At 58.9% G+C, this 24,623-nt stretch carries 16 protein-coding genes and 1 pseudogene; 7 read left to right on the top strand and 10 right to left on the bottom strand.

Annotated features, from left to right (window positions below):
• Window position 1: 1 nt before the first annotated feature.
• The 5 genes and pseudogenes from BKK81_RS11795 to mdlC all read right to left on the bottom strand — a co-directional run bounded on the left by BKK81_RS11795 (window position 2) and on the right by mdlC (window position 6,060).
• Window positions 2-979 carry a ketopantoate reductase family protein gene (locus BKK81_RS11795; protein WP_071013028.1) on the bottom strand — a complete coding sequence of 326 codons (978 nt, stop codon included), beginning with the start codon at window positions 977-979 and terminating at the stop codon, window positions 2-4.
• A gap of 16 nt (window positions 980-995) precedes the next feature.
• Entirely contained in the window at window positions 996-2,378 is a 1,383-nt protein-coding gene (locus BKK81_RS11790; RefSeq protein WP_071013027.1) for an MFS transporter, read from the bottom strand.
• A 267-nt stretch (window positions 2,379-2,645) separates the two neighbouring features.
• Window positions 2,646-2,819: pseudogene (locus BKK81_RS11785) on the bottom strand (4-hydroxybenzoate 3-monooxygenase); the annotation flags it as partial.
• 116 nt (window positions 2,820-2,935) lie between these two features.
• Window positions 2,936-4,384 (bottom strand): aldehyde dehydrogenase, encoded by a 1,449-nt coding sequence (locus BKK81_RS11780; protein WP_071013024.1) that lies wholly within the window; start codon window positions 4,382-4,384, stop codon window positions 2,936-2,938.
• Window positions 4,385-4,434: 50 nt separating this feature from the next.
• Complete coding sequence (gene mdlC, locus BKK81_RS11775; protein WP_071013022.1) at window positions 4,435-6,060, bottom strand: benzoylformate decarboxylase; 1,626 nt, start codon at window positions 6,058-6,060, stop codon at window positions 4,435-4,437.
• A gap of 121 nt (window positions 6,061-6,181) precedes the next feature.
• On the opposite strand from mdlC, the gene BKK81_RS11770 reads away from it, so the two are divergent.
• Window positions 6,182-7,090, top strand: a complete 909-nt coding sequence (locus tag BKK81_RS11770) for a LysR family transcriptional regulator (RefSeq protein ID WP_071013020.1) — start codon at window positions 6,182-6,184, stop codon at window positions 7,088-7,090.
• Window positions 7,091-8,090: 1,000 nt separating this feature from the next.
• Here the strand turns inward: BKK81_RS11770 and BKK81_RS34260 are convergent.
• Complete coding sequence (locus tag BKK81_RS34260; protein ID WP_083384081.1) at window positions 8,091-8,663, bottom strand: lipoprotein N-acyltransferase Lnb domain-containing protein; 573 nt, start codon at window positions 8,661-8,663, stop codon at window positions 8,091-8,093.
• Between the two features lie 4 nt (window positions 8,664-8,667).
• Window positions 8,668-9,198, bottom strand: a complete 531-nt coding sequence (locus BKK81_RS34255; protein ID WP_197523915.1) for a PAAR domain-containing protein — start codon at window positions 9,196-9,198, stop codon at window positions 8,668-8,670.
• Between the two features lie 371 nt (window positions 9,199-9,569).
• Here BKK81_RS34255 and BKK81_RS35385 point away from each other — a divergent pair, with 371 nt between their 5' ends.
• Window positions 9,570-10,010: a hypothetical protein gene (locus BKK81_RS35385; RefSeq protein WP_156811250.1), complete on the top strand. Its 441-nt coding sequence runs from the start codon at window positions 9,570-9,572 to the stop codon at window positions 10,008-10,010.
• 232 nt (window positions 10,011-10,242) lie between these two features.
• Here the strand turns inward: BKK81_RS35385 and BKK81_RS11755 are convergent, their stop codons facing one another.
• Entirely contained in the window at window positions 10,243-11,907 is a 1,665-nt protein-coding gene (locus BKK81_RS11755) for an ABC-F family ATP-binding cassette domain-containing protein (protein ID WP_071013015.1), read from the bottom strand.
• A gap of 327 nt (window positions 11,908-12,234) precedes the next feature.
• A complete protein-coding gene (locus BKK81_RS34250) occupies window positions 12,235-15,276 on the bottom strand; it encodes a phosphorylase family protein (RefSeq protein WP_083384080.1) in 3,042 nt (1,013 codons plus the stop codon).
• Between the two features lie 793 nt (window positions 15,277-16,069).
• Between BKK81_RS34250 and BKK81_RS11750 the strand changes: the two genes are divergently transcribed.
• The 5 genes from BKK81_RS11750 to BKK81_RS11730 all read left to right on the top strand — a co-directional run bounded on the left by BKK81_RS11750 (window position 16,070) and on the right by BKK81_RS11730 (window position 20,342).
• Window positions 16,070-16,573 (top strand): helix-turn-helix transcriptional regulator, encoded by a 504-nt coding sequence (locus BKK81_RS11750; protein WP_071013013.1) that lies wholly within the window; start codon window positions 16,070-16,072, stop codon window positions 16,571-16,573.
• Window positions 16,570-17,235, top strand: a complete 666-nt coding sequence (locus BKK81_RS11745) for a nucleotidyl transferase AbiEii/AbiGii toxin family protein (RefSeq protein WP_071013011.1) — start codon at window positions 16,570-16,572, stop codon at window positions 17,233-17,235. Before BKK81_RS11750 ends, BKK81_RS11745 begins: the two co-directional genes overlap by 4 nt.
• A gap of 259 nt (window positions 17,236-17,494) precedes the next feature.
• Window positions 17,495-18,571, top strand: coding sequence for a hypothetical protein (locus BKK81_RS11740; protein ID WP_071013010.1), 1,077 nt, complete (start codon window positions 17,495-17,497; stop codon window positions 18,569-18,571).
• A complete protein-coding gene (locus tag BKK81_RS11735; protein WP_071013008.1) occupies window positions 18,572-19,627 on the top strand; it encodes a hypothetical protein in 1,056 nt (351 codons plus the stop codon).
• Window positions 19,628-19,646: 19 nt separating this feature from the next.
• Window positions 19,647-20,342 (top strand): hypothetical protein, encoded by a 696-nt coding sequence (locus tag BKK81_RS11730; protein ID WP_156811248.1) that lies wholly within the window; start codon window positions 19,647-19,649, stop codon window positions 20,340-20,342.
• Window positions 20,343-20,491: 149 nt separating this feature from the next.
• On the opposite strand, the gene BKK81_RS11725 is transcribed toward BKK81_RS11730, so the two are convergent.
• The gene (locus BKK81_RS11725) at window positions 20,492-24,598 is read right to left on the bottom strand and encodes a P-loop NTPase fold protein (protein ID WP_071013004.1); all 4,107 of its coding nucleotides are present in this window, start codon (window positions 24,596-24,598) and stop codon (window positions 20,492-20,494) included.
• Window positions 24,599-24,623 lie beyond the last annotated feature (25 nt).

Raw genomic sequence — 24,623 nt, 5'->3', positions numbered from 1 at the left:
TTCAAACGCTCGAGGGGAGGGCATTTTGATCTGTTCCTGAGGCAGGCGACGGATGACAGGCAACTGCCCGCGCCTCGACGAGGCGCACGAGCGACAGCAGCGTTTCGGTTGCGGGCAGTGTCATGTTCAAGCTCCCGGCCGTGGCGACCGCTGCGCCATTGATCGCTTCGATCTCGGTGCGGCGTCCGGCCTGAACGTCCTGCAACATCGATGGTTTGTGCCCCTTGTGCTGAGCAATGGCGCCGGCGACGTTGGCCTTGCACTTGGCTGGATTCACGTCGATACCGAGCCGCTGCGCGACCGACAGCACTTCAACGACGACTTGCTCTGCGAGCCGGCTGCCTTCAGGCGTAGAGCCGAGCTGATCGACGGTGCACCCGGTGACGGCGCAAATGCTGTTGAGCGCGGCATTGAACGCGACCTTCTCCCAGATCGCAGCCCATACGGTGGCGTCCGCACTGCACTGGAGACCGGCGGCCGAGAGCGTCTCGGAGACCATGCTGACGATCGGTCGGGCGTTGCCGTCAGCGGCCATGAGTCTGACGACACCTTTGCCATGCGAGTGCACGTGGCCAGGCGCGACCATGTCGGCCGGCCAGGTGGTCACACCGATCAGAATGCGCTCGGCGGAGGCGAACTCGCTGATCTTCTCGACATTGCCCAGCCCGTTCTGCAGGGACAGCACATGGACATCCGGGCCAATCAGGTGCTTGACGCCCTGGAGCGCGGCGCCGGTGTGCAGCGTCTTGGTAAAGATCACCAGCAAATCGGGTGGCTCGCGAGCGTCTTCCGGTCGGCAGATCTTCAGCGTCTTCACACGCCGATCGCCGTTGTCCGTGACCAATCGCAAGCCGTCCGAGCGGATGGCGCTGATGTGTGCATCGTTGATGTCGATCAGCGTGACAGCATTGCCGCACTCAGCCAGCAAACCGCCGAACATCGAGCCCATGGCGCCAGCGCCGACGATAGTGATCCGCATGATTTCCCCAGGAATTTCAGCTGGTGATTGCCGCCGCGGAACCCGGCTTCAGCAGCCCATCGCGCTTCGGGATGTGACGCGAGACGACAAGAAGCGCAAGCATCGCCAACACCATGGCAGTGCCAAGCAGCGCGAGATAAGCCGTCGCACCGCCGGCCGTAATGACCACGGCTCCTGCGAATGCACTGAGGATCGCGCCCAGCCGTCCGAAGGCCAGCGCGGACGCGGTGCCGGTCGCTCTGACGCTGGTGGGGTACATGAACGCACACAGCGCATACATGGTCGACTGCACTGCATTGACGAACATGCCATGTACACCGAAGCCGAAGATCAACAGGTGCGTGTCGCGCCCGACATTCAGGGTCTGCATCGCGAATGCACTGGCGGCTGCGCCGGCGCAGCACAGGACCAGTGGCCAACGTGACCCGAATCGCGTTATCGCGACGGCACAGACCAGCGCGCCAATGACGCCTCCGAGGTTGTAGGCGGTCAACCCCGAGCCAGCGACGGCCATCGACAGTCCTTCCGATGCCAGCATCGTCGGCAGCCAGCTAAAGGCGCTGTAGACGGCGGTAAGGCACAGGAAGAACGCAGCCCAGGTTGCCAGCGTGTCGCGCGCCAGGCCGTCTGAGAACAGCGCGCCAAATCCGGCCCGCTTTTCTACGAGCTGTTCCGCGGCATCGGTGTACGTTGCATCGGCAGCCATCGGATGGCCCATACGCCCAAGCAGCTTGCCCAGCTCAACCCAGCGTGCCGGATGTCGTGCCAGGAATCGAGGCGTTTCTGGCAACGTGAACAGAAGGATGGTGCCCAGCGCAATGGGAAAGGTTCCACCGATGAAGAACAGTCCGCGCCAGCCGAATATCGGCAGGATTTCACCGGCAAAGAGGCCCGCCAGCATGCCGCCGAGCGGCACGCAGACGATCGTGGCCGTGACGGCGAGCGTCCTGCGGCGCGCCGGCGTGAACTCGGCCGTGACCGTGGTCGAACTCGGCAGTGCGCCACCAATGCCCAGGCCGGCGACAAACCTGAGTACCGCCACGGTCAGGACATTGGGCGCAAGGCCAATGGCGCAGGTCGCCGCCCCGAAGACAAAGACGCTGGAGATGACCGCCATCCGGCGGCCGAATCGGTCCGCGAACAGGCCTGCGCAGGCGCTGCCGATCCCCATGCCAATGAGACCGGCGGCGACCGCCGGGGCGAAGGCGTTTCGCGTGATGTTCCACTCCTTGATCATCAACGGAATCGCGAAGCCGATGAGCTGGCCGTCAAAGCCATCCATCACAATGGACATGGCTGCCAGGAAGACCACGACCTTTTGCATGGTCGTATAGGCGCCGTCGTCGAGCAGCCGGCCGATGTCGGCATGGCTCTTGAAGGGAACCGCTTGGGAGTTCATGCGCGTACTCCCGGGTTGCAGGTCGTGGGCAGCATGCGCTGGCATTGGTTGCGCGATGGAGAAGCTTGCGCGCCAATGGCTGACGGGGTTCGTTCGATCATGTCTTGTCTCCTGTTTGAGCGCTCTGGCGTGCGCGCGCCCTGGTCGCATCAGTAGCGGTGTCCGGCATGGACGCCTGCCGGGAAATTGTGGGAAAACGGCATCCCTCACCCCATCGTTTTCGAACAGCCTCCGCCTCTTCCCGGGCGGTCTCTGATGGAAAGCGTCTCAGTCGTCCAGCGTGTCGAATGGCAAGCCGACAGAGTTCTCGGCCAGCGCTGTCGAAGCAGCGCGCGAGCCGGTTACGTAGTCGAGTTCGGCGAGCTGCACCTTGTGCTGGAACTCGTCCGCGTCGGGGAAGCGATGCAGCATCGAGGTCATCCACCAAGAGAAACGTTGCGCGCCGTACTGCATCGGCACGGTCACGAAACTACGCATGCCCACCACAGTCTTGCTTCATCAGCCCGGCCGGGCCGGCGCCGATGACGGCAACTTGTGTTTTCATCGCGGTGTCCGTCTCAGAAGGGGTAGTGACGCGGGCTCGTTTGAACGGTCACCCATCGCAGATCGGTGAAGGCATCGACCCCGGCTTTCCCGCCGAAGTGCCCGATGCCACTGCCCTTGACGCCGCCAAACGGCATCTGCGCTTCGTCGTGCACCGTGGGCCCGTTCACGTGGCAGATGCCGGACTCGATGCGTCCCGCTACCTGGATGGCGCGCGCCACGTCACGGCCGAAGACCGCGGCGGCGAGGCCGTATTCGTTATCGTTGGCGCAAGCGACTGCCTCTTCCACGCCACGCACACGCACGATGCCTTTCACGGGGCCGAAAGCCTCCTCGCGGAAGATGCGCATGTCCGGCGTGACGTGGTCGAGCAGGGTGGCGGGCATCAGCGTGTCGTCCGCCTTGCCGCCCGCCACGAGCTTCGCGCCTTTCGCCAGCGCATCATCGATCAGTTCGTTGCAGCGTCTTGCCGTGCTCATGTCCACGACCGAGCCGAGGACCACCGGGCCCAGGCGCGGATCACCGAGCGGAAGACTCGATGCACGGGCGCTCAACCTGGCCACGAATTCGTCGGCGATGGCCGAATCGACGACGATCCGCTCGGTCGACATGCAGATCTGTCCCGAATTGGCGAACGCACCGAACACGGCCGCATTGACGGCGGCGTCGACATCGGCGTCGTCGAGGACGACCAGCGGTGCCTTGCCGCCGAGTTCGAGCACCACGGGCTTCAGGTACTTCGCGCAGGTTGCGGCAATGAGCTTGCCCACCTGGGTCGATCCCGTGAAGTTCACCCGTCGCACAGCCGGGTGCGAAATCATGGCTTCGACGACAGCCGCCGCGTCGGCCGGCGCATTGGTGACGAAGTTCACCACGCCCTGGGGTAGTCCGGCCTCTTGCAGCGCCTCGATGATGAGGCCGTGCGTCGCCGGACAGATTTCGCTGCCCTTGAGCACCACCGTATTGCCACAAGCCAGTGGCGTCGCGATGGCCCGTACCGCCAGGATCACGGGCGCGTTCCAGGGAGCGATGCCCAAGACGACGCCCGCGGGCTGCCGCACAGCCATGGCGAGGCTGCCCGGCACGTCGGAAGGAATGATTTCGCCGCCGATCTGCGTGGTCAACGATGCGGCCTCGAGAAGCATGCCGGCCGCAAGGTGAACGTTGAAGCCGGCCCAGATCGCCGACGCACCGGTCTCGGCCGCCATGGCTGCCGCGAATGCCTCGGCTTTCGCTTCGAGCGCTTGGGCGGCCTTCATCAGCAGCGTTCTGCGCTCGGTCGGGCCAGTGCGCGACCAGGTCTTGAAGGCCGCAGCGGCAGCGTCGACGGCCGCGACCGCGTCTTCCCCGGTGGCCGCGGGCGCGACCGTCGCAACGCTGCCGTCAAGCGGATTGCGCCGCTCGAAGGTTGCACCATGGCGGGCCTGGACCGGCTCGCCGTTGATCAACATCGAAATCTTCATGGCCTTGTCTCCGGAAGGGTCTTGAATGAATGCGTGAGCCGGCGGTGTCTTCAGGCGACCCGAACCTCCACGACGTTTGGCGCCTTGGCGGCGAGGGCGAGCTGGAGCACCGCCCGCAGATCGCCGGCATCGCTGACGAGCGTGGCGGCGCATCCCATGCCCTTGGCCAGCGACAAGAAATCGATATCAGGCAGTTCCGTTCCCTGGACGACATCGGTCGCAGAGAACCCGAACACGGGCGCGAAATCCTGTAGCGCAGCGTACCGACGGTTGTTCAGGATCACGAACGTGATCGGCAGTTCGAGTTGCGCGGCGGTCCACAGCGCCTGTATCGAGTACATGCTGGATCCGTCGCCCATCAGGCAGATGACGCGGCTGCCCGGTTTGCCGAGCGCTACGCCCACTGCTGCCGGCATGCCGTAGCCGAGACCGCCGCTGTCCATGGTGAAGAAGGTTTCGCTGCGGGTGATGGGCAGATAAGCTTGCATCACCGGACGCGCGCTCGGTGCTTCCTCGACCACGATGTCCTCGGGTGCCTTCACTTGCGCCAACGTCTGCAGGACGTAGGCAACCGACATCAACGGCGAAGGCTCCGCCTTTGGCGCTTTGATCCTGGCCGGCGGCACGGCTCGAACCTGGGGCGCCGGGCGGGCGAGCAGATCGAGAACTCCCAGGCGGATGCTGCCGACCGCCGACATGCCGACCGGCGTCCAAGCCGCGGTATCCGGGTCCTCGGTCAGTTGGCACAACGTAGCGCCGCTTGGGATGTGTGGTCCCGCGCCTTCGACGTGATACGCGAACGCGGGCGCACCAATGGCAAGGATCAAGTCATGGTCGCCGAGCAGTTCGACGATCCGCTCGCGCATTGCGGGCAGGAAGCCTGCGAACAGCCGATGATCTTCGGGGAAGCTGCACCGGCCGGACATCGGCGCTGCCCACACGCGGGCGTTGTGCGCCTCGGCCAGAGCCACGACCTCGTTCCACGCATTGTCCCGATCGATCGCGGCACCTACGACGAGCGCCGGCCGATGACTTGCATCCAGCGCGTCGCCGATTTGTGCCAGGACGGCAGGCTGCGGGCGAAGCTCCGTACTCACGACCCTTGCCGGCACGAACTCTGCTGGCTGGTCCCAGTCATCTACCGGCACCGACACCAGCACGGGGCCACGCGGCGGCATCATCGCGATGTAGTACGCCCGCGCGATGGCCTGTGGCACGTCTTGAGCGCGCGCCGGCTCGATGCTCCATTTCACATAGGGCTTGGGGAGTTCGGTGGCTTGCGCCGAAGACAGGAATGGGTCGAAAGGGAGGATCGAACGCGCCTGCTGGCCTGCCGTGATGACCATCGGCGTGCGATTCTTGTGAGCGGTGAAGATGTTGCCCATCGCATTGCCCACGCCTGCCGCCGAATGCAAGTTCACGAAGGAAGCGTTTCGCGTGGCCTGGGCGTAGCCATCCGCCATGCCCACCACGGTAGCCTCCTGCAAGCCCAGTACGTAGCGGAAGTCGGCTGGGAAATCGCGGAACATCGGGAGCTCGGTGGAACCGGGGTTCGCGAACACGGAAGTCATGCCGAAACGACGCATGAGGTCGACGACGGCGTCGCGAACGGTGACGGTGACGGTGCCGGGTTGCTTGGCTGCGTCGACGACGGCGAGTGGTAGGGGTCCGGTCATTGCGCGCTTTCCTTCTGTTGTGCACTGCACGAGTCGCAGCACTAGTCTCGATGGCACAAGTGTGAAAGTTCGTCACCCTCATGAAAATTGCTTTCTTGAGAGAAAGTCATTACCGTTAAGCATGACTTTCGACCTCCAATATCTTGTCGCCTTCAACGCCATCGTTTCGTCTGGAAGCCTTGGGCGGGCGGCTAACGCCCTGAACGTGACGCAACCGGCGCTCAGTCGCACCATCCGCCGGCTCGAGGAGCAGGTTGGCGCACCTCTGTTCGAGCGCCACTCGAAGGGTATGCAGCTGACGGATGTGGGAAAGGCCTTGCAGCCCCACGCGCTCCTATTGCAGCGCGAGTCCGAGCATGCGAATGAGCACATCAAGGCGATGCTAGGCTTGGCAAAAGGCACGATTCGCGTCGGCGCAGTCGGCAGCATTGCCTGCCTGGTGCTTCCCTTGGCCATCGGCAGCACAATCAAGAAGTGGCCAAATCTTCAAGTCCAGATCATCGAAGGCGTCTGGGATCGCCTTGCTGATGCGCTGGTCTCCCACGAAATCGATCTGGCGCTGGGGGTCGACGTCGAAGACACTGACGAGATCGTCGCTGTCAAGGATTGCCGTTGGGAGGACACCAGCCACGTGGTTGCGGGTCGGCGCCATCCTTTGCGAAAAAAGCCAGATCTCAAGCTCGCTGATACGCTGCAAGAGCGCTGGGCCATGCTTCCGAAGGGAACCGGGCCTTTCGAGCACATGAAGAAGGTGTTTTCGCGACAGAACCTGGCCTTGCCCAACATCGTCGTCGAGACCCGCTCCGTCATGGCGCTCAAGAGCTTGATCGGGCGTTCAGGCTTCCTCGGCTGGATGCCCGAGCCCATGTACGACGCCGAGCGCAAGGCGGGGCTCATCGACGCCCTGGAGATGCCAGGCGCCAGCGACAAGAGAGTCCTGACTGCGTTCCGTCGAAGGGCCGGCATGCTGCCCGGTCCGTCGATCAAGCTGCTCGAGGAACTGCGCGCGCTGACGGCGCAACGATCATGAGTGTGACGCCGTGGTCAGCGGATCTTCAGAGACCGTGGCGGCCCGCCCGGCATGCCTGTGGAAGACCGCCTGCTTGGCCTCACGCCAACTGTGCCGCGGCAGTGTCGACCTGGCACGCGCCTGGGCGAAGCGCTTCTTCGAGATATCCCGGTTGGCATCGGCCAGCGCCAGCGCCCCTTCGTTCGTCCCCACCGGCAGCAGGGATCCGTATCATCGATGAGGCCACTTGATGGGGCGAGTCGGTCGATGAAGGAGTAAGCATTCTTCTGAAGTTGAAAGGCTGCTTTCCTGCCGATCTCCGCCCGTTGGCTGGGCTTGGTAGTTGGCTGACCCGGGCCCGAGCTTTTCGGCGACACATTGGGTTCGCAACCTCCAGACGCTTGCCCGGTGAGGGCTGGCGCCGCCTCTTGGTGACCAGCCAGAACTCGGCGCATACGGCGCGCAGCAGGGCGCGTGTGATGGTCTAATTTCCTCAGACAGGTCGATAGGTTGGAAAGCGGCATGAGTGCGCTTCTGGCTCACGCCGATGCCTCACGCGCAGTCCGCGAATGCTGCGCCACGCGCGCCAGCCAGCTTCGCTCCGGGCTGATAGGTTGGCGTCGTGGCGCATTCACTCCTGTTAATCGGCCAAGCACACTCGATTCGCGTTTGTGCAGAGCATCCCCAGGGAAGGCTACCTGATTTCGTCTACCTTCCGAATAAGCTGACCCTTAGGGGTGGATCGAATGCTTGAGCTTCGTCCGTCCACCCTTCCAGGCCGTTGCTACACTTGATGCGAAATGCTGCAAGTCCTTTGATTTTCACTTGCAACAGATAGCATCGTGTGCCTGGTTCTACTGTTCCGATAACGGGTCCGGTCCCCTCCATTGCGTCATTGGCCATTGCGCGCAAACCGACGCGTGCTTCAGCTGTGCGTCCAAACATGTCTATGACATAGTCATTCCACCAGATGGCGAGCAGGGCAGTTGCGGTCAGCGCTAGTAGGCCAATCAACGTCCATCTACCAATTCCCGGACGCGCCGCCCTCATAGCTTTGCCCCTTGCGATATAGTCTCCGCTCAACAAGCCGGTTCGATTTCGACAAAACCGCCAACAAGTCAGCAGGCGAGACTGGCGTTGGAAAATATCGAGGATCATGCGCCAGTACTCCGACCATTTCAAGTACGTCCGCCACGTTCGAACTGCACGAATTATCGAAAACGCTATATTTCGCGTCGATGGCGACGCGCCGCTCTAGCTCATCAATAATGATCTTCCTTTCGCGAGGAGATACCCATAAATGGAGGCCGATCGCATCGCGCTGTACTTTTTGCGTATTGCTATTCAGGTAATCTCTGAATGGCCCTTTGAAATACTTATCATGCGCACGGCTATACACAGTTCTGTCGATGGCTATTGCTACGTGCCCAAATGCAGATGCCGGTCGTGGCAAGCTGTCGAAGACGACCACTTCGATATACTCACGATCAATATGAATCGGTTTTGGCTCGTTTTCGGGTAGCGGCGTTGTTGTGCGGCTGCCAATGGGAATCAGAGTCTTGCCTGTGGAGGGGGATACGAGTTTGTCTGCCATGGTGTCAACCCTCTACATAGATTTGCACATTCCGTGCACGCGCCTCCGAGGCTAGCAGATGCGTTCGCCCTTTGTTGTCTGTCGTGCCGAACTCCGGTTCGCCAGTTTCTCGCACAAGTGCATATTCAGTGTTCGCCAACGGAGCCTGGGTTTTGCTATCAAGAAGCACATACAGGTCATCAAATCTGTTGGCATCATGAGGCGACGCCGGAACGCGAAGCAATCCGTCTTTGTTATGGGTGCTGGCAAAGACTGCACTGCTCCTCGGATGCTCAACGTTAGCGAAGCCCGCCGTTGACGAGATCAACTGAGCGCCACAGGCGGTTCGCATTCCGTGCAAAGCAATAGCCTTGCCGTGTGCGGTAAATCCTGTATCGCCCTCGATAATTGGAAAAACCCCATTGCAAAGAGGGCATGAAACCATGTGTCCAACGGCGGCTGCAGGGAGGCCGTGAATCCTGAAGTTAGGGATACCCTCTAGTACTGTGCCGCCGTGCGTTGTTTTATCCCCCTGCCGGACAATTCCTTTCATCATGGTATTTTGATCCTTTCGATTGTGGCAATGTGAGCTCAGGAAGTGAAAGAGCCAATGCGGAGAATAAATGCTATTTTCATACTGATTGATAGAGTATTGGGAGATCTCTATTCTTGGCGCGGATTTGGCTTCTTGTGTCGAATGAAATGTCGTTCTTCGATGGGTTCTGTCCGATCGTTGCAGCCAGCGGTATCGCGATCGGCCTGCGAGCCATCGTGTCGCTAAACGTCGTCCCCGTCCCAATCGACCGCCGTGACTTTCGGAAAACTCGCTGGTGGATCTGTGTCCAACGTGATGTCGGACAAGGTGGAGATGTAGGTCAGCGTCCGATCGTTCGACCCGGGGGGGCCGCCGGCTTCTGACTTGAAGAGATGATGTGCCGCCTGTATCTGCTCGAATTTCAGCCGAAAGTCATCGCAGATACGGCGAAGGCATTGAAAGACCCCGTGAGCCAATTTACAGGGGCTGGAGACCCGCAGATTCAGGCTGTATTCCATAGCGAGACATCAGGATTCACGCAGTCCGACGGGGCAAGCGCGGGCGGCGCAGATCCAAGCACCAGCGGTGGCTTGCTATCCGGCGCCGACCGGACAGCAAGCAAAATGTCGGTGGATACCTCGACGCTGGCCGGTACCAGCCACGCCGATGCCTACCTGACGATCGCAAGAACAACCGCCTCGAGTCGTGATGCCGTCAGCGATGCTGACTTCATGGCCCGCGCCAAAGCCATGGCAGAACGACTCAAGGCCATGCTGAAGCAGCACGGCACGGAGTCTCCATCGCCGGCGATTGACTTGCCGACGCAAACGTAACCGTCTTGCCAATGCGCGGGGAATCTATGTAAGGCCTTGGCAAGGGGCAATTCCCGCACCGCGCCCTGCAAGAAATCCTTATTGGATTCGGACAGCGGCGCCTCTTGATCGATCTCGGTGCCGAAGTTCGTGTCTGTCTCGATGCGCTCCATGGCGGTCTTCGGGCGACCTTCAGGCGGAATCCGTGAGGCTCACGCCTGCCCCTTGTCTCACCATGTCAGGCAATGACCTCCTACGCTGCGGCAGCCTCCTCGCGCATGCGGCGGGCTTCGTCGCGCAGGAACTGCTGGTAATCGTCCAGATCCCCGTCGAAGGGCTCGACGCCGCCCTTGGTGACCAGCCAGAACTCGTCGCATACGGCGCGCAGCAGGGCGCGGTCGTGGCTGACCAGCATCACGGTGCCTTCGAACTCGTTGAGCGCGATGCCTAGCGCTTCGCGCGTGGCCAGGTCGAGGTGGTTGGTCGGCTCGTCGAGCAGCAGCAGGTTGGGGCGCTGCCACACGATCATGCACAACACGAGCCGCGCCTTTTCGCCGCCGCTCATCGTGCCAACCGGCTGATGGACCATGTCGCCGCTGAAGTTGAAGGTGCCGAGGAAGGTGCGAAGGGATTGTTCAGTGCCACTCTGGCCGGGAGCGCGCATGTGCGCCGGCGTGTCCTTGGCCAGGCGGTTCATGTGTTCCATCGGCGTGTCGAGCGGGCGCAGCACGTCGAGTTCCTGCTGGGCGAAGTAGCCGATGTTCAGGCCCTTGCCTTCGCTGATTTCGCCGGAAATCGGCGCCAGCGCGTGCGCCACTGTCTTCACCAGCGTGGACTTGCCTTGGCCGTTGGCGCCGAGAATGCCGATGCGCTGCCCGGCCAGCACGGAACGGTTGATGCCCCGCACGATGACCGTGGGCGGCGTGCCCGGCAGTGCGTCGGTCGGCGCCGGGTAGCCGAAGCTCGCGTCCAGCATCGACAACAGCGGGTTCGGAACGCTGAGTGGCTCCTTGAACTCGAAGTTGAACTCTGCGTCGGCAAGCACCGGAGCGATCTTCTCCATGCGTTCGAGCGCCTTGACCCGGCTCTGCGCCTGTTTCGCCTTCGAAGCCTTGGCCTTGAAACGGTCGATGAATTTCTGCAGGTGGGCGATTTTTTCCGCCTGCTTGGCCATCGCGGCCTGCTGCAAGACGAGTTGCTCCGCGCGCATTTCCTCGAACTTGCTGTAGTTGCCGCCATAACGCACCAGCTTGGCGTTGTCGACGTGCACCGTCACCTGCGTCACCGCGTCGAGGAATTCGCGGTCGTGGCTGATCACGACCAGGGTGCCTTGATAGCGCTTGAGCCAGGCTTCCAGCCAGACCAGCGCGTCGAGGTCCAGGTGATTGGTCGGCTCGTCGAGCAGCAGCAGGTCGGACGGGCACATGAGCGCGCGCGCCAGTTGCAGCCGCATGCGCCAGCCGCCGGAGAAACTGTTGACCGGCTGATCCAGCTGCGCAGCACTGAAGCCAAGGCCCAGGATCAGCGCCTGGGCACGTGCAGGGGCATCGTGCGCGCCGGCGTCGTGCAGGGCCATGTAGGCGTGCGCCATGCGCATGCCGTCGTCGCTGGCCTCGGCGGCGGCGACTTCGGCCTGCGCGGCCAACAGCGCGGTGTCCCCCTCGACGACGAAGTCGGTCGCGCTCTGCTCGGTCTCCGGCATCTCCTGCGCGACCTGGCCCATCTTCCATGCCGCGGGAATCGAGAACTCACCGCTGTCTTCGTGCAGCGTGCCGTTGAGAAGGCCGAAGAAGGACGACTTGCCGGCGCCATTGCGGCCGACAAGACCAATCTTCTCGCCGGGGTTGAAACTGACGGACGCGCGGTCGAGCACGACATTGACGCCACGGCGCAGCGTGACATTGCGGATGGAAATCATAGGGAGCTACTTCGGAGAGGAATGGCATGATAGCTGATCGGACGTGCAGGGCTGTTGCTTTCCTGGCTGTACGCGTGAAGAGCCGCTTGCGCTGTGCGGCGCCCACCGGCCACAAAGCAAGGCGGCCCCTGGCTCACGGGGTGTTCCGGCTGCGGGGCCGGCGAACATAGCGGTGAATGACGGCTCCTGGCTGCAGATTCGACCGGTTGAATCCACAACCCTAAGCGGACACATACTGAAGCGGAAAGCGGCCGTTCAAGCAAAACTCGTTGTTACGCGCTTGCGGCGAGTCTCCTCAAGCGCGCAGGTGCCGAGATCAGCCGGATATCAACTGAGCAGCAGGCTCAATGCCTCTGTAATCACCCCTTGCACATGGTCCTCTTCGCAAAGCGCGATAGCGTCGATTTCAGCCGCCTTGGAAACACTGTAAAGATCGTCGGCGAGTTGTAGCACGCCACATGAAACTAGCGTGCGCAAGAACGATTCGTAACTAAGCTCGGAGGCTAGATGCGTTTGGAGCTTTATTCGATTCAGGCTTGCGGCATGGAATCCAAGCCCTTGCCGCATCGCTTTAAAAATCTGCTTCACATCCAATTTTACTCTGGCAGCCGAATCCTTTCGCTTTTCCTCGCCGACCGCAAGAAGTCGCTTCATGGATTCGTCAAGTGTGCATTCCTTGAACAGTGCCGACCAAGCGTTTTCAATCTTGTATCGACTGGAACAATTCGAAAACTCACATCTTTGGAACTGTGTTCCAGAGTCGAATGTCCCCTTGAAGAAGTTGGAGTAATTTCGGAACACGCTGTCGGAGATGATCAAGCCGGAGAAATCGACTGCAGGAAAATCGCCGAGCACATATAATTTATTGATAGTTGTTGACGAATCAAATTTGACTAAAATCTCGCGACGCTCTTTTGGCGAAAGAGCGCGGTAGAAATCAAATGCAAACAAATAAAGCTCATAAATAGCCCTATCCCTTCTAAGGGTCGGCGCCAATGCCTTCAACTTAAGAAGAAACTGCCTAAGCACCTCATCCAGCTTCGCTCGACTAATTTCAGACGATGTCAAACGTTGACAAAGTCGCTCCCGTAGGCCGAACGATTCATTTTTGACATCACCGAAAATGGATTCTATAGCTCGCAGATGGCCGTCAGCTATTTGACTCTCATTGATGAATATTTCTGCTGCGCGATTTAGCAATATCTGCGCTACATACTCCTGATGGCACACGCTGATTGTGCCGGCTTGCTCCTCGATTAAAAAGAATTTCAGATAGGGATCGCGGCGTGCACCAGTTCGTCCAGCAAACGAGTCATCTAGACACGTATCGATGTAGCTTTCGAAACTTGCTTCATCGATGCGATTGTGGTGTGTGATAACAATCTCATTGAGAAGATCATAGTAGTCGTCGATAGAGATAGAAAGACTTTGCTTCTCAATTTCTCGTTGAATACATCTGGCAAGGACGTAGTCGAATGGGTCGGTGAGCCTTAGCTTTCGAGTGTCAATTGGATTAAGTGAATCGGTAGGTCCATTGACAATGAATTGTCGAGTCACATGCAACAAATACGGATTTACAAATCCTCTGTCGTTCTTGATTTTCGGGAACAGCTTTTTTAAGCGAACTTTGATTTCAGGCTTATCGTGCGCGAGAAAGACGTCGATATCTGGCTCGAGGAAGCCCTTCAGATAAATGATGTCCGCATTCGGCAGCACGGACAATCTGCCAGCATTCGCATCGCGCGATGTGACCAAAACTCGGCAGGAATGCAAAGATTCATTCAGTTCAGATATGGAATTCGCAAATGACTCCATATCGAATTTTTCGCCTAGCGCCGACTCGATCTCGTCAATGCCATCGATCACGACAACCAACGACCCACTGCTCAATGCCAGCTTGAATCCTTGCTGGGTAATGCTTGGGGTCTGGCCACCCAATCCACGCGTATATTCTTTATATAGATCAGCAATGCTCGTGACAAAATCGCCACTAAAGTTTTTCATGATGTCGCTTTTGGTGATCAGCAACACCCTCTTGGAGAATTCTTGATTGGCATTAATCAAGTTTACTAAGCTACGACAAAAGGTCGTCTTGCCCACTCCGCCTTGCCCCAAGACGACCGCGATAGGCTTGAGGTTTATTCGATTGCCATCAGGGTCCGATAAGAAATTATCCGCATAGACGCGGCCGCCTGCTAATTTCTCATCGCCTTTGTAAACCACTTGGTCAACGTAATTTACTGGGGAATGAGCTGGAAGCGAGAAAGTTTTTTTCGCTACGATTCTGTTAAAAATAAAATCGCCGATCCTTGAGACAAAGGGTTTTTTGCATCCCGCAGCCTTGAGTATTGATGTATATGCTGAGTGATTAGTAGATCCCATATTCGTGCCGGATGCGATGCACACCTCAATGCGCGACGGGCAATGCGAAAATCTCCTTAAAATGGTTCTCAAGGTCTCCGGAATGCTGTGTGCCTTTGAAATATAAACAATTACCCATTCGTCCTCTACTTCCGGATGATAATGGATGATTGCAGTGGTGCGATTGTTGTCAATGGTGTCGACCTTGATTGGTGTGCCATTAAAAATTTCGCGTGATATGTATTCGAATTCGGCGCCCGAATGAAAATCAACTTCGTACGGCACGTCGAAATAGCTTTCAATGTCGTCGGCACCTGTTAGAAAGGCACTAAAAAAATCTACGCTTGCCGCCGCGGCTGAATTTTGAAATTCGTCGCCCTTGTTCACGCCATCGTCAGACGAAGCCTTTATAACCAACCATGGAATGCGCTTATTGTCACAGACGACTCCCAATGCATAAGATTCCATGTCCCCGCATTTCGCATCGGGAATAGCGCGAAGAATTTCCCTCTTCAGGGTCGGGCTGTTAACAACCTTGTCACCACTGGCGTAAATGGCGCCAGTAACACCATAAGAGAAGGTACTTCGAGCCGCAAACGACAGCAACTGAGAATAAAGCTCTGGATCGGCTTTCGTAGTCCGAGTGCGGAACTGCTTGGATGCGGGGTTCACCTTCTGCAGTTCGTAGTCGGCCGAATATTGACATACCGCGATGTCACCGATCTTCACGTCATCTTTAAGGCCAAAGCAGATTCCCAACTCAACTACAAAAGTCGGCGATACATATTCCAGGATCTCCGGTAGACGGTGTGCGATGGAATCTCCACCTCGCGATCCCATTTCCGAGAATTTGCAGAGAGTCACTGGCCGCGCACCGAAAAATCCATGTTCCAGCACCACGGATTGAAAGACTTCTCTGCTACCTTCATGGAAACTAGCTTTCACCGCCGCATACTCGGTATCTGTTATGCAAACGATTAGTGGCTTTCGGCCGATATTTGGATTCATGTTTCTTGTTTCGACTTAGTCAGATGGATGTTGAGGCTGTGTTAGGTTTCTGCTGTAACCCGAATTTAACCAATCAGCGCGCTCGTAGAAATCTGTGGTCGATAGAATTTAAAAAAGTGGTTCGATAACTGAAGTGCGACGCCTATGTCTCCGCGTAAGACGGGTACTTTACGCGATTACTGAATGTTTTCACATTGTCGATGAAACGGAGCACTTCGTCGAATGTCCCTTCATGGCCGGTAGCGGCCGTCGTCGCGAACAGTTCGGCTCGTCGAGGAGCATGGGGCGGCTACACGTCAGCGGATCCCGTCGAGGCCGGCATCAAACTGCCCTCGCTCCAATGGCTGCGGAGCGGCTGAGGTAGCGTCGCCCTGCGAAGCCAACTCACTCAACACCAACGCCTCATTTGCCAGCGCCGCAGCCAGCGTGAGCGGGCGGTTCTGGATCTCCTCGTTCAGGTTGTCGAAGAGACCCGATTCGTTCCGTCGCGGGCCAGGAAGAGCGGGGCATCAAGCCACATCGACTTCTCGATGGCGCATATCAGTGGCGTGAATACGGGCCTCTGGATCTCTGCGCAAGGTGCCCAGGCACTACGGAGTCGAGCGCGAAGAAGGATGGGGCATAGCCACGCATCGATTCTGCGACGAGAGGTCATCAGCGTTTCGCGGCCCGCTCGCAGTCTGACACCGGCAGGGATGGATGTGCGTCTCCCCCTGACCTGTGAGTGACCTCTGACCGCAAAGAGCGAGCTCGAGCATTTTGTCGCCTATACTTGACAAAAATGGAGCACAGGATGAACTCAGCAACGCTTGGCGCAGCCATCCAACGCAAACGAACAGCGCTAGACCTCACCCAGCAACAGCTTGCAGACATGGCAAATGTGTCGCGCCAGTCCCTCAATGGCATCGAGCACGGCCACGTCAATGCCACGCTCGATACCTTGGGGCGGCTGTTGGACGTGCTTGGCCTGACGCTGGAGGTAGACGACCCCGAAGCAGTGCGGCAAGCCGAGGGAAGGCCGACGCGGGCACTGTGGATGGCCGCAAAAGGGGCCAGCGTCAGTTATGCAGGGGAGTTGACGCCGGAGGAACTGGAGCAGGCGCTGGCTACTGGCCAAGTGCCCAGCGCCTTCCGGGCGCATCTGGCCCAGGTGCTGGATGAGGCGCCACTGCAGCTCGTTACCAAGATGGTGGCGGAGGTGGCCGCCAGGCGGCAGCGCAGGCCGTCAGAGATCTGGAAGAACCTGCGGAGGCTGGCTCAGGCATTGATGGCGACGCGCGGAGGACTGTGGGCATGAAGGTGGAACTGAAAGGGGATATCTGGGAAAGCCTGTTCCCACATGCATTCACCTTGATGGACGAGGTGCGCAAACACGGCGGGATCGAGCCGCTCTGGACGTTCGGCGGCGGCACCGTTCTCATGCTCCGGTACCGCCATCGCTTTTCCCGCGACATCGATCTGTTCGTACCGGACCCGCAATACCTTGGCTACGTGACGCCCCGACTGAGCGACGCGGCCGAGGCCATCTCACCCGACTATCTGGAGCAAGCCAACTTCGTCAAGCTGGTCCTGGAAGCCGGCGAGATCGATATCGTCGCCGCCGCCAACCTGACGGAACACCCGTTCGAGGTCTGGGAAATCATGGGGCAGCCGGTCAAGGTCGAGACCGCAGCGGAGATCGTGGCCAAGAAGCTCTATCACCGGGGCGACCGTGCGGCGGCACGAGACCTGTTCGACCTGGCCACGGTGATCGATCGCGAGCCGGCGGCGCTGGCTGCTGCTGCCCCGTACCTGCAGCGGCACGCACAGGCGTTTGTCAGGCAGATCCAGGCTGCGCCGCCGATCATGCGGGAGCAGTTTGAGAGGATCCAGCGTCTCGATTTTCAGCGAGGGTTTGATGAGTGCGTGGTGCTGGCGAGCGACTTTCTGTTGGCGTTTGTCGAGGCAAAGCCGGGCTGACCTAATGCAAGGCTGGTGCGTCTGCGCAGCATTTGAAAGCTGCCGGCTGTCGGGCAAAGAGCAGTCATTGCCGTCTGCCGAAACAAGCCGTCTTTCGTGACATTACAGCGCAGTTGATATCATCGGCGCTGACCACGCCTGTGTGGCGTATCGGCCGCAAATGGCGATCCGTAGTGGGTCCGACGCCCTGCGGAGGTAGGGGGTGCGCGTCCCGCTGGATGGCACATAATGTTCCGTTTGACAAGGCATTGGAGGCAAGATGAGCGGTGGCGAAACAGCACCCACAGCGGAGATGGCGAATCGTATTTCGCAGGAGATCTTCGAGTGGTTCAGATGGAAACGCGTCGATTTGCTCGACCAGAATTTCACCTGCGTAAAGGCCACCAAGCACAACGGAAAGGAGAAGGCGGAACATACCCATCCGGTGGATGTTGTGTTCGGCTATGTGGACCCGTACCTGAACCGTCGGATACTCATGAATATGGATCTGAAGAGCTATTCGACCAGCAGTATCTCGGCTTCCCCAGTGCGTGCTGCGTTGAAGTCATTGGCGCAGACCATCGACTGTGCACGATCCAGTGAGGAATGGGATAGCCGGTATAATCTGGAGGAGGGCGAAAGCGAGATCCGTGGCGCATTGTTTGTCTACAACCACGACGCGGAGTACGACAAGCATTTCTACGACATCTTCAATCCGAAGAAGTCGGGTCGGTTCGAGCACGGCGAGCGAGGGATCCGCACCGAGAACCTCCCGCTCGAACCCAACATGATGCTGCATGTGATCGATCCGTTGATGATCAATTACATGACCACGATCATCTCGGATGCCAATCGCCTGCATCGGGAAGGCAGCTTTCCGGAAACCTCCTATCAATTCTTCTATCCCGAGTTGCGCAGGCATCGGGTGCTAGTCCGATCGGACGAGGCGCCGGCCACCATCGAACTGATCGCGGGGCCGTTTCTCATCATCTCGCATGACACAGTGACAAAGTACGATGAAAAGAAAAAGGCAACCGTTGAGCGTCACGGTCCGGGCTACGTGATTTATTACAACCGGCCAGGCAACAGCCATGCGGAGTTTATGTATCTGTTCGATTGCCTCGCGACCTACCAGATTCCCCAGGCGGGACAGTCCCTGCGCATCCGAGTGGCGCACCATCAGCCGCACAAAGATATTCGCAGCCACTTCCAGCGCGCGATCGACGCCTACCTGCATGACTGGGGCTTCGACGCGGCCAAGCGGGAAATGTTGGAGGCGATCAAACTCGATATCCTCGAGATCGAGAAGAAGACTTTCTCGAAGGTGGAGCTGGGCTGGGAAAAGAAGGGGAAATAAATGGCCATCTATAGTGCTGGCGACAAGGCGATCTTCGATGCCCTGAACTTGCCGGCTGTTACAAATCACCACCTGCGTGAGCTGTTCATCAGCCGGGGGATCATCGTCTCGAAAGGCACCCCTCGACGCAGCCTGGCCAACTATTATTCGCGCCTGGCCCATGACTATCAGGACTATCAGACCCTGGCCAGGCTGTTCGGCTCGCCCGTGCGTCGCGAACGGATGTCATCGCTGCGGGTTGTTTCGAAATCGGCGGAACTCAGCCAGTTTGAGACGGCGGCCCACAAGCTGTGCGAAGCCATCCGCGCGGGAGGCGATGTCGCGACGGTCCGGGTGCGGGCGAACGGCAGTTTTGACGTCGTCGTGAAATACCAGGTCACGCAGTTCAATCACACAGAATTCCGCCAGGTGGTCGCCAAGGAGGCCACTCTCACCGTCGAGGCATCCGGCTCTGACATCGCCATCAGCGGCCCACATAATGATCACGTCGATGAGTGGACGCGCACCTTGATCGCCGATGTGGCCAAGGAAACCGACGACACGCTCGACATCGATGAAGTGTCCCTCGAACATGTCCAGGATCCAGTCAGGCGCTCGCAGTTCTTCACGGAACTCATCAAGAATGTGAAGGGCTTCAAGTTTCACGATGTCACGGACGCGTATGTCTACAAGCCGAAGTTGAACGGGGACGGTGAGGACGAGGAACCGGATCCCACCGTCGACATCGGCGTACATATCACCAAAGCGTCGCTCAAGGGCGAAGGCGTCCTGCAATCCGACGAACTGCGAATTCTCTTTGCTAAAGGGTTTTACCTGTGGAAGATCGTGTGGCAGGCCGTCAACGAGCGGGCGCAGGACCCGGACCTTTATGAGTTCGAGGCGCAGTTCTCCGAGCCCGAGACCTGCACCAGGTTTTCGTATCTGCCACGCGGGTTCTACAAGATGCAGGAAGACTCGAGTTTCAACAAATCCCGCACGGGGCTCACGGACGGGGAGGACACCACGTTGGGCCGGCGCATCGAAGAGGCAGCCCGGGCGGTGGCAAAGAAGCTGTAAGGCAGACGGCGAAATGGCAATGGCGAAGACAAAATGGATTGAGATGCATCTTGACCTGGGGGTGCGGGCGCTCGCTGCGCGCCTGGCAGAGTCCGCCTTCACGCTCGAGAGTGGCCTGGGTTTCGAGTTGCTGGAAGTCCGCAGCAAGCGGATCGAGGCCCGTTTCATCGAGCGCTTTGTCCAGCGGGAGACACTCGAGGATCCATTCGGCGAAATCCGGCACGTCGAGTCGGTGCGCTACAACATATTCCGGTTCTATTTGCTGGCGATCAGCGGCGGCCGCTACCTAATCGTGCTGATCGACCCTCCCCGATCAGTCAGATCGTTCGTCACCGTGTTGTCGGACGTCGTGGAGACAGGCATGTCAGTCGAGGCCGTGCGCTTCGATGTGCTTGCGCTGCTGAATGTCCTGCGTGCCGCGCCGCAGGCTGGGCATCTGGTGGTACGCAAGGTCAAGGCGGCCGGCGCGCTGCTCGGCGGCCATGCCAGCGTCCGGCTGGAACTCCAGTCACAGGGCAACGCCAGTGATGACCTGCGTGCCGCTTTCCCGAAGTTCAAGCCGGTAATCGACCGGGTCTGCTTCCAATTTGTCCACGAAGGGAAAGGCGAGGCCGGAGAGTTGTCCGCTTCGGGGACGCTGGCCGTCAGTGATCACCTGATGGAGACCTTCGTCGGTCTTCTGCTTCCGGCACTGGAGGCTGGCCAACGTGCGTGAGCGCGGTGGCCGGAGGGAGGCCGACGCGAGGCCGGATTGGGGCCCGATTCAGGAAGGCCGCGTCGCCCAATTGTGCGCGTCGTACTTCGTAGGGACCACCGCGACCACGACGAACCGATGTGTGAACAGTTCGCCGAGCCAGCACGCCTCTAATTGTCTTTAGGGATTCGGTCTCCGATCCGGTCCAGTTCCCTGGACGGGCCAAATGCGCCGGAGAGAATCGCAGCATCGCTCGCCGTCAGGCTTTCGATGCTCAGCCCCTTCAGTGCAACGTTGCCGACCAGTCGGTTCGCCATAGCAGCTGCGCGGCCCTTGATCGTTTCCGTTCTGAACTCATGGAACCGGCCCATCAGGCCGCGGGCCAAGTCCGAGCGTGCTTCGCCATCATTCATCAGCTTTTCAATGATCTGTTCGCTGTCGAAAATAGCGGCCGAGATGGCCTCGCTGTTCTGCACGCTCAAGGAACGCGGAATTAAGTCAACAAAGAACCCTCTGTCAAATATCTCGGAGCGTGAAATGGCTTGTCTCCAGAGTCTTGCCCTTTGCTCATCAGCAATATTCGCATCAACGAGCAGGTCTTTCAGCAACGCACGTCCGCCCTCGTCCTGAGCAGAAAGCCACACATTTAGGGCCAGGTCTGCATCCCCACTGGTCTGAACGGCACCGCGACGAAGCAGCGCAACGGTAACTGCCCAACGCGCATCGTCCCCGACGTGTCGTGACACGACCTGCCATGCCTCGTTGAGTGTCGCTATCTGTTCAGGCTCGCCAGTTTTCAACGTGCTCACGAGAGAATCAATCTGCTCGACCGAGAGGTCAGGATATCGCCGGAAGAACGGTAGCGCGAGACGAGGCTCGACCTTCCAGAGAGCACATGCGGTCTCGATGAGACGCGCACGCTTTTCCTGCCCGACCACGCTGCGGTCGAGCATGTCGGAAACGGAGCTGAGCACATCGTCTTTCACTGTTACCGCCTGGCCGATCGAAGTGGCACAGGCCTCATCAAACAGTACAGATGGGTCATATGGCGCTAGCGTCGGGGCAGACGCAGGCCAGCGACCGACCATCTGTCGATGCAGCAACGCGTAGTGACCGGGATAGTTCTTGGCCTGCTGGAAGAGCTGCTGCAGTGAGGTTCCAAGTGTTTGGGGTGTCGCATGGGCAAGCACTTTTGCGATGGGCGGAAAGATCGCTTCAAGATAGTTACCGTTTGCGCTCCGGCTGGCGAGATTGCTTAAAGCGCTGTCCAGATGCCCCTTGAACGGTGTCTTGTCCCAGTTTGAGGCGGGAAGCCCGCCGATGAACGCTGAGTAACGGTTTGCCATGGCATCGTTAATCGACTCATTGCTCAGAATGGTGGTCACTGAGTTCGTGACCGCAACCTTGAGGCTGTCATCCTCTCCGGGCAGAAGCTCCGTTAGCATCTCGAGACAGGGCAGGGGAAGATCCGAGATTACTCGCGGAGCCCAAGTGGTCAACACCGCTGTGACCATGGCAGTGTTTGCCCGACGCAGTTGAGAGATGAGGTCGCACGCGTGTCGGGCGAGAACGTCCTTGCGACTCCATGCTGTTGCAAGCTCGACCAGGCACTGCAGCGCGCTATTGTCGAGCGACTTTATCCGCGCGACAACCAGCTTCATCAGCTCCGGGAATGCCTCATGAACGTCGACCTCGGAACTGTCGTCAGTGATGCTGTGCAGCAGACGAGTGGCGAATGCACTGACGAACGATGAGATTTCACCGTCTGTGGCAAGTCCTTCGTTTGACACGGCGACTTGCCAGGCGGTTCTCACTGCACCCGGCTGACTGAGCTGCATAAACCGGCACACGATTGGCCATGTCGCTCGCCGTGCCTCTTCCCCAACAGGCAATTGCGCGGAGAACACGTCGTCAGCACGTTGCATTGCGGCGCCCATGTCGAATGTTGCCGGCTCGTCCTTTTCAAGTTCACTTGCAAGTGCATCCACGTAGCGAGTCCCCAAAGAACTCGCGATGCTGCCTGTATCGTTTGAGAGCCATGCTTCCAGTTCCTCAAAGCCGAGCTGTCTGGATGCGCTACGAACACGAACATTTCGAGCCAGCAACCAGTCAAGGAACAGCGCGTCTTCCCTTGCTTCCAAACCCTGTTCCGCGCGTACACGGATGGCAAGCGCAACAATGGTTCTCATCATCCCAATTGCCTCGTCTAGGCTCGGCGTCTGACCGGAGTCGAGCTTGAGGCCCAAATCCTCGTCGCTTACCATCGCGTCGCCAATGAGGCGAGAAGTCACGGCACGTTTGTCGGAACCTGATGCTTTGGTGAGCAGACTCCTGATCCGTACAGGTCCCAACTGCGAACGTAGGCTTGGACTGTCGTCAAGCGTCCTGCAAAGCTCGTTTAGCACCTGTGTGAGAGGAGGATCCGGAATCCGCTCGATTACGTCTGCCATCACGCGCGCCCCATTCGTGCGGCGCGCTTCCGTTTCGCCTCTCAGATCTTCAAAGAGGTTGTACAGATTCTTTGCCTGCTCGACGCTCAAAGGCGAAATATCATGATGCCTGCCCAGTCCCTCCAGAACGCCATCGGTGTCGCCGGATACGAATGCGTTTCGCAATTGAGCAATCTTCGGCCCGAGCCGTCGGGAGATAGGATCTTCGGAGAGCAGTAGCAGGCTTTCCAGTGGCTGCGCCCATCGAACGCCTACGAGTCCGGCGAGAAACTGACGTAGCAGCCTGTATTCTGGTCGCAACTGCGGTTTCTGTTTGGCGGTAGTCTCCTCCCCAACCGGAGCAGGCTCAGGCAGTAGGTACTTGTCGGCCAGGATTCGCTGGATGGATTCCGGGCGCTCAGACAGACTTTGCCCTCTCACGACGACTTCTGTGAAATGAAAGAGAAGCTCAGGGTCATCCTGCAGTTCGCGATAAAAATCCGGAAAGCTCACTTTCAGGGCCGAAAGCGCGCCAAGTGATATGGGATGGTCGGTGACTGCCCCCTCGTGCAACCCGCCTGCGCGATCGCTGCCAACCCCGTCGGCTTCACGCTTTTTTGCCAGCCACCACGACTGCTCGAACGCGTTGACAATTTGCAGCGCATTTCGCGGATCCTGCACGCCTGCATGAATCATTCTGTCAACAACGGGTGCCAGAGGCACACCGCGTGCTGCGAGATCGGATGCAACGCCGCCCATGCTTTCCAGTTTCCGGGTAGCAAAGTCTCGCATGTCGTTACGGGGTGACGGTGGAATCTCCAGGCGGAACTGGAAGATCCGGTCGAGGTACCGCCGGGCATCAAACCGGTTGAAAACTGTCGCGGGCAAATCTGCCGAACGTCGGCCTTTGGCCAGCGCATCCGCAATTTTCCCTTCGTCGCACGAAATGACAAATACCAGACCGAGACCATCTGGCAGGCGACCTTTCGGAATCTCCATGAACGTGCGCACGCCATCCAGACCGAGCACCATCTCTTCCGCCGACAACCTGTCCAAATCATCGACGAAAACAACCAGTCGTTCACATTTCTTCCCATTCCGCCCATCGGGGGATTTGTCTTTTCCGTCCTTGTAGCTCGCCAGTTGTTCAAGCAGCATGTCCTCGTACTGCTCCGAACTGGTGCTGGGTAGCATCACGCGCGTCATGGCAGACGTGGCCTTCACTTCTGGTGGTTTCATGTGCTTGAGCACGTATCCAAAGAGAACCGACACACACAATGTCAAAGTTACCTTGGTCGCGTCATGACCGGAGCCGAGGATCCAGTTGCTGACGGCGAGAATGCTGATAAATGTGACCATAACCGCCAGCACAGCGGGGATAGGCAGCATCCAGGAGCGAAGTGTTTCCCAGAAGTATTTGAGGGTCGGTTTGGGCTGTTCCGTGACGTGGCTGATCTGGCGGAAGAGCCGGTCCTGCAGATTTTCCTCGTGCCCACCGAGCTCAAGAAATACATGGCGCAGTAGTGCCCGCTTGATGTCTTGGTCGCGCCCCCCAAACCGCCATGCATTAAAGGTTATGCACTGTATCTTCTCCGATCGCTTCGAGCCCTGGTGCTTTGTGGCATCGTTTCGAAGCTCTGCCATGTACATCTCTTTGATGCTGCTCTTACCCGTACCCCAGCCACCGAGAAGGCCAATGCTGAAAGGCGTCGGGTGATCTTCCGACTCGATCAGACTACGTAACGCGAGAGCAAAATGACGGTGACCAAACGCGTCGAGTTGAGCATCCGCGATCTCCCGGTCTAAAACGGATGGCATTTCGTTGGCGCTGGGAATTTCTCTTTTCATGGTCTTCTTTTAATAGCGTCGATTG

The sequence above is a fragment of the Cupriavidus sp. USMAHM13 genome (assembly GCF_001854285.1).
GTDB lineage: Bacteria > Pseudomonadota > Gammaproteobacteria > Burkholderiales > Burkholderiaceae > Cupriavidus > Cupriavidus malaysiensis.
The sequence above is the reverse complement of the archived record's forward strand: the minus strand, read 5'-3'. Positions and strand labels throughout refer to the sequence as shown.

Excerpts from the sequence above, each read along its gene's own strand:
- BKK81_RS11795 (WP_071013028.1), bottom strand. The coding sequence starts at position 979 with ATGCGGATCACTATCGTCGGCGCTGGCGCCATGGGCTCGATGTTCGGC.
- BKK81_RS11790 (WP_071013027.1), bottom strand. The coding sequence starts at position 2,378 with ATGAACTCCCAAGCGGTTCCCTTCAAGAGCCATGCCGACATCGGCCGG.
- BKK81_RS11780 (WP_071013024.1), bottom strand. The coding sequence starts at position 4,384 with ATGAAGATTTCGATGTTGATCAACGGCGAGCCGGTCCAGGCCCGCCAT.
- mdlC (WP_071013022.1), bottom strand. The coding sequence starts at position 6,060 with ATGACCGGACCCCTACCACTCGCCGTCGTCGACGCAGCCAAGCAACCC.
- BKK81_RS11770 (WP_071013020.1), top strand. The coding sequence starts at position 6,182 with ATGACTTTCGACCTCCAATATCTTGTCGCCTTCAACGCCATCGTTTCG.
- BKK81_RS34260 (WP_083384081.1), bottom strand. The coding sequence starts at position 8,663 with ATGGCAGACAAACTCGTATCCCCCTCCACAGGCAAGACTCTGATTCCC.
- BKK81_RS34255 (WP_197523915.1), bottom strand. The coding sequence starts at position 9,198 with ATGATGAAAGGAATTGTCCGGCAGGGGGATAAAACAACGCACGGCGGC.
- BKK81_RS35385 (WP_156811250.1), top strand. The coding sequence starts at position 9,570 with ATGATGTGCCGCCTGTATCTGCTCGAATTTCAGCCGAAAGTCATCGCA.
- BKK81_RS11755 (WP_071013015.1), bottom strand. The coding sequence starts at position 11,907 with ATGATTTCCATCCGCAATGTCACGCTGCGCCGTGGCGTCAATGTCGTG.
- BKK81_RS34250 (WP_083384080.1), bottom strand. The coding sequence starts at position 15,276 with ATGAATCCAAATATCGGCCGAAAGCCACTAATCGTTTGCATAACAGAT.
- BKK81_RS11750 (WP_071013013.1), top strand. The coding sequence starts at position 16,070 with ATGAACTCAGCAACGCTTGGCGCAGCCATCCAACGCAAACGAACAGCG.
- BKK81_RS11745 (WP_071013011.1), top strand. The coding sequence starts at position 16,570 with ATGAAGGTGGAACTGAAAGGGGATATCTGGGAAAGCCTGTTCCCACAT.
- BKK81_RS11740 (WP_071013010.1), top strand. The coding sequence starts at position 17,495 with ATGAGCGGTGGCGAAACAGCACCCACAGCGGAGATGGCGAATCGTATT.
- BKK81_RS11735 (WP_071013008.1), top strand. The coding sequence starts at position 18,572 with ATGGCCATCTATAGTGCTGGCGACAAGGCGATCTTCGATGCCCTGAAC.
- BKK81_RS11730 (WP_156811248.1), top strand. The coding sequence starts at position 19,647 with ATGGCGAAGACAAAATGGATTGAGATGCATCTTGACCTGGGGGTGCGG.
- BKK81_RS11725 (WP_071013004.1), bottom strand. The coding sequence starts at position 24,598 with ATGAAAAGAGAAATTCCCAGCGCCAACGAAATGCCATCCGTTTTAGAC.